This window comes from uncultured Amaricoccus sp., assembly GCF_937858865.1.
Taxonomy (GTDB): Bacteria; Pseudomonadota; Alphaproteobacteria; order Rhodobacterales; family Rhodobacteraceae; genus Amaricoccus.
Window position 1 is genome coordinate 1 of record NZ_CALLYO010000409.1, and the last position, 4,041, is coordinate 4,041.

The following is a 4,041-nucleotide window of genomic DNA, read 5'->3' on the forward strand; positions in this document are numbered from 1 at the left end:
ACGCGGGTATAGCCGCCCTGGCGGTCCTTGTAGCGGGCGCCGAGGGTGTCGAAGAGCTTCTTCACCGCGGCGTCCTGGCGGAGCTCGGCGGCGGCGAGGCGGCGGGCGTGCAGGTCGCCGCGCTTGCCGAGGGTGATGAGCTTGTCGGCGATGCGCCGCAGCTCCTTGGCCTTGGGCAGCGTCGTCTTGATCTGCTCGTGCTCGATCAGCGAGCTCGCCATGTTGGCGAACATCGCCTTGCGGTGCTCGTGGGTGCGGTTGAGGCGGCGGTAGCCGTTGCCGTGGTTCATCTCGGGTCTTCCTTTGTGCTTTGTCCGGCGGCGCTCGCGCGCGCCGCGCTCCTTGGGGCGGGATTGCCCGGGTCTGTCGGGGAGCCCGCAGGCTCCCCGGAAGGGTCAGAACTGGTCCTCGTACTTCTTGGCCAGCTCCTCGATGTTCTCCGGCGGCCAGTCGACGATCTCCATGCCGAGATGCAGGCCCATGCCGGTCAGCACCTCCTTGATCTCGTTCAGCGACTTGCGGCCGAAGTTCGGCGTGCGCAGCATCTCCGCCTCGGTCTTCTGGATCAGGTCGCCGATGTAGACGATATTGTCGTTCTTCAGGCAGTTGGCCGAGCGGACCGAGAGCTCGAGCTCGTCGACCTTCTTCAGCAGCAGCGGGTTGAACTCGAGGTCGCTGTCCTCGTCGGTGCGCACGCCCGCCTGCGGCTCCTCGAAGTTCACGAAGACCGCGAGCTGGTCCTGCAGGATGCGCGCGGCATAGGCGATCGCGTCCTCGGGCTTGATCGCCCCGTTGGTCTCGAGCTGCAGCGTCAGCTTGTCGTAGTCGAGCACCTGGCCCTCGCGGGTCGGCTCGACCTTGTAGGAGACCTTCCTGATCGGCGAGAAGAGCGCGTCGACCGAGATGAGCCCGATGGGCGCGTCCTCGGGACGGTTCTTCTCGGCCGGGACGTAGCCCTTCCCCTGCTCGACGGTCAGCTCCATGTAGACCGACGCGCCGTCGTCGAGGTGCAGGATCACGTGGTCGCGGTTCAGGATCTCGATGCCGGCCGAGGTCGAGATGTCGCCGGCGGTCACGACGCCGGGGCCGGTCGCGCGGATCTCCACCCGCTTCGGGCCCTCGACCTCCATCTTCACCGCCACGCCCTTGAGGTTGAGGACGATGTCGGTCACGTCCTCGCGGACGCCGGGGACGGAGGAGAATTCGTGCAGCACGCCGTCGATCTGCACGCTGGTGATCGCCGCGCCCTGGAGCGAGGAGAGGAGCACGCGCCGGAGCGCGTTGCCGAGGGTGAGGCCGAAGCCGCGCTCGAGCGGCTCGGCGATGGCAGTGGCGGTCCGCCGCGCGTCCGCGCCCGGCTTGATCTCGAGCGCGGTGGGGCGGATCAGCTCCTGCCAGTTCTTGTGGATCATGTTCATTGGCCCTCCATTCCTGCCCGCCGGCTGATCCCGCATGCCGGCAGACGCCCGAGGAAAGTGAACGGCCACCGGCGCCCGGAGGGCGCCGGCGGCCTGAATGTCCGCGTCGGTCAGACGCGCCGGCGCTTGGGCGGCCGGCAGCCGTTGTGGGCGATCGGCGTCACGTCGCGGATCGCGGTGATCTGGAAGCCGACGGCGCCGAGTGCGCGCAGCGCGCTCTCGCGGCCGGAGCCCGGGCCCTGCACCTCGACCTCGAGGGTGCGGACGCCGTGCTCCTGCGCCTTCTTGCCGGCGTCCTCGGCGGCCATCTGCGCGGCGTAGGGGGTCGACTTGCGCGAGCCCTTGAAGCCCATGGTGCCGGCCGAGCTCCAGGCGATCGCGTTGCCCTGGGCGTCGGCGATCAGGATCTTGGTGTTGTTGAAGCTGGCGTTGACGTGGCAGACGCCGGTCGAGATGTTCTTGCGCTCCTTGCGCTTCACGCGCGCCTTCTCGCGAGCCATGGTCCGGCCTCCTTACTTCTTCTTGCCGGCGATGGCCTTCGCGGGGCCCTTGCGCGTGCGTGCGTTGGTGTGGGTGCGCTGGCCGCGCACGGGCAGGCCGCGGCGATGCCGGAGCCCGCGGTAGCAGCCGAGGTCCATCAGCCGCTTGATGTTCATCGTCGTCTCGCGCCTGAGGTCGCCCTCAACCATGAGGTTCGCGTCGATATACTCGCGGATCCTGAGCACCTCGGCGTCGGTCAGCTCGTTGACCCGCCGGTTGTCGGCGATGCCGAGCGCCTCGGTCAGCTCGTGCGCCTTGGTGCGGCCGATGCCGTGGATGTAGGTGAGAGCGATCTCCACCCGCTTGTTCGTGGGAATGTTAACGCCTGCTATGCGCGCCAAGTCCTTGCTCCGTTCCTCCGGGGCTGCCCAGAGACCCCCGTCCAAAAGTCACAGCCCACCGATGCCGTCGGCAGGCTTCCAAAACCCATCTCCCTGGGCCCAGCATCCCGCGTCCCCGAGGTGAAATGTAGAGGGAACGACTCTCCTCTCGGAGAGAGCGCGGAGTATATGAACGCTTCCGGCGAGGTCAAGGGGCGGGCCGTCGATTTCCTCAGGCCGGTTCCGCCAGGCCGACGGCTTCGGAGATCGCGGCGGCGATGGCGTCGATCTCGCCGAGGCCGTCGACGGTGCGCAGCTTGCCCTTGGCGTGGTAATAGCCGATGAGCGGCGCGGTCTGCCGGTTGTAGGCGGCCATGCGCACGCGCACCGCGTCCTCGTTGTCGTCGGCGCGGCGGATGAACTCGGTCGAGCCGCAGACGTCGCAGGTGCCGGGCTTGCCGGTCGGCTTGGTCGCGTCGTGGTAGACCTCGCCGCACTTGGCGCAGGTGAAGCGGCCGGTGATGCGCGCGACGAGGGCGTCCTCGTCGACCCGCATCTCGATCACGGCGTCGATCTGCTTGCCGCGTCCCGCGAGCAGATCCTCGAGCGCGTCGGCCTGGGCGAGGGTGCGGGGGAAGCCGTCGAAGATGAGGCCGTGCCGGCCCGCCTCGCCGTCGAGCTGCTCGGCGATGAGGCCGATGACGATGTCGTCGGTGACGAGGTCGCCGCGGGCCATCACCTCGGCCACCCGCTTGCCGAGCTCGGTGCCGGAGGACTTGGCGGCGCGCAGCATGTCGCCGGTGGAGAGCTGCACCAGGCCGTGCTTCTCGACCAGGATCCGCGCCTGGGTGCCCTTGCCCGCCCCCGGCGGGCCCAGAAGGATGATGTTCATCGTCTCGGCTTGCTCCCCCGTCCCTTGCTGCGCAGGCGCGACTTCTCGATCAGTCCCTCATACTGGTGCGCGAGCATGTGGGACTGGACCTGGGTGATGGTGTCCATGGTTACCGACACCACGATCAGGAGGGAAGTGCCGCCGAAGTAGAATGGAATCGACAGCCTGGTGATCAGGATCTCCGGCAGCAGGCAGACCGCCGCCAGATAGGCCGAGCCGAGCACCAGGATGCGGGTCACCACGTAATCGAGATATTCGACCGTCTTCTGCCCCGGCCGGATGCCGGGGATGAAGCCGCCCTGCCGCTTGAGGTTGTCGGCGACGTCGTCCGACTTGAAGGCGACGTTGGCGGTGTAGAAGTAGGTGAAGAAGACGATGAGCACCGCCATCACCACGAGGTGCAGCGGCTGGCCGCGGCCCATGTAGGCGGCGACATAGGCGAGCCAGCCGGTGGCGTCGGCGCTCTGGCCGGTGAAGGAGGTCACCGTCGCCGGCAGGAGCAGCAGCGAGGAGGCGAAGATCGGCGGGATCACGCCCGAGGGGTTGATCTTCACCGGCAGGTTCGAGCTCTCGCCGCCGTAGATCTTCATCCCGACCTGGCGCTTGGGATACTGGATGTGGATCTTCCTGAGCGCCCGCTCCATGAAGACCACGAAGGCGATGACCGCCACCATCATCACCATGATGCCGATGATGACCCCGGGGCTCAGCGCGCCGGTGCGGCCCTGGGTCAGGAACTGGGCCAGCGCCGCCGGCAGCTCGGCGATGATGCCGACGAAGATGATGAGCGAGATGCCGTTGCCGATGCCGCGCGAGGTGATCTGCTCGCCGAGCCACATCAGGAACATCGTGCCGCCGACCAGCGTGATGA

General features: G+C 67.9%; 6 protein-coding genes. All 6 read right to left on the reverse strand.

All coding sequences use genetic code 11. From position 1 onward, the window contains the following. A partial coding sequence (gene rplQ, locus Q0112_RS12005) for a 50S ribosomal protein L17 (protein WP_297975640.1) occupies window positions 1–290 on the reverse strand: 290 nt, incomplete at its 3' end. A 105-nt stretch (window positions 291–395) separates the two neighbouring features. Further along, a complete protein-coding gene (locus Q0112_RS12010; protein WP_297975649.1) occupies window positions 396–1,412 on the reverse strand; it encodes a DNA-directed RNA polymerase subunit alpha in 1,017 nt (338 codons plus the stop codon). A 116-nt stretch (window positions 1,413–1,528) separates the two neighbouring features. Beyond that, window positions 1,529–1,918, reverse strand: a complete 390-nt coding sequence (rpsK, locus tag Q0112_RS12015) for a 30S ribosomal protein S11 (protein WP_297975642.1) — start codon at window positions 1,916–1,918, stop codon at window positions 1,529–1,531. A 12-nt stretch (window positions 1,919–1,930) separates the two neighbouring features. Next, complete coding sequence (gene rpsM, locus Q0112_RS12020; RefSeq protein WP_297975644.1) at window positions 1,931–2,299, reverse strand: 30S ribosomal protein S13; 369 nt, start codon at window positions 2,297–2,299, stop codon at window positions 1,931–1,933. 211 nt (window positions 2,300–2,510) lie between these two features. Continuing rightward, complete coding sequence (locus Q0112_RS12025; RefSeq protein ID WP_297975646.1) at window positions 2,511–3,170, reverse strand: adenylate kinase; 660 nt, start codon at window positions 3,168–3,170, stop codon at window positions 2,511–2,513. Then, window positions 3,167–4,041, reverse strand: an 875-nt coding sequence (secY, locus tag Q0112_RS12030; RefSeq protein ID WP_297975647.1) for a preprotein translocase subunit SecY, incomplete at its 5' end; no start/stop codon positions are given. The genes Q0112_RS12025 and secY, both read right to left, overlap by 4 nt.

Coding starts and splice junctions, on each gene's coding strand:
- Q0112_RS12010 (WP_297975649.1), bottom strand. CDS start 1,412: ATGATCCACAAGAACTGGCAGGAGCTGATCCGCCCCACCGCGCTCGAG.
- rpsK (WP_297975642.1), bottom strand. CDS start 1,918: ATGGCTCGCGAGAAGGCGCGCGTGAAGCGCAAGGAGCGCAAGAACATC.
- Q0112_RS12025 (WP_297975646.1), bottom strand. CDS start 3,170: ATGAACATCATCCTTCTGGGCCCGCCGGGGGCGGGCAAGGGCACCCAG.